1 protein-coding gene is annotated in these 439 nt (G+C 66.7%); it reads right to left on the minus strand.

Translation table 11 applies throughout. The features are described from left to right. A partial coding sequence (locus F0Q45_RS26800; RefSeq protein WP_149656680.1) for a hypothetical protein occupies positions 1–280 on the minus strand: 280 nt, incomplete at its 3' end. Positions 281–439 lie beyond the last annotated feature (159 nt).

Consider the following 439-nt stretch of genomic DNA (forward strand, 5'->3'; position numbering starts at 1 on the left):
GGCGCCGAGGCTCGGCGCGGTCGGCGGCATCGCGCTCAGCCAAGCCGTTCGCTATCCCACGCTTGGCATCCAGCGCGGCTTGCCGGGATCGGGAGAAACTCAGTGCTACCGGCAACCGTGGATCTGGCTCGGTGATGTCGATAACGCGGTTCATCGAAGCAAGCAGCTCCGCCACGGCGGCGCGCGGCGCGAACGGGTTTCGCGCGGTGCGGCGATAGCGTTCTGCCGTCGTGTCCTCATTGTCGGGATTACTGGGCGGGTCGGCACAACCCGGCATCATCGTCAGCTCCTCTTCGTGGCCCGCCGGACCGCGGCGGGATAGCCAGTTCGTGATGTCAGTGTTGCACTCTGCTACTGCCGCGGCCGATCGCTACCGGCCGTATGCGCCGGCTCGGCACCCATGTGTTCACCCGAACGACACGGTGCGGTCCAGGCAATT

This window comes from Mycobacterium simiae, assembly GCF_008370645.1.
Taxonomy (GTDB): Bacteria; Actinomycetota; Actinomycetes; order Mycobacteriales; family Mycobacteriaceae; genus Mycobacterium; species Mycobacterium simiae_A.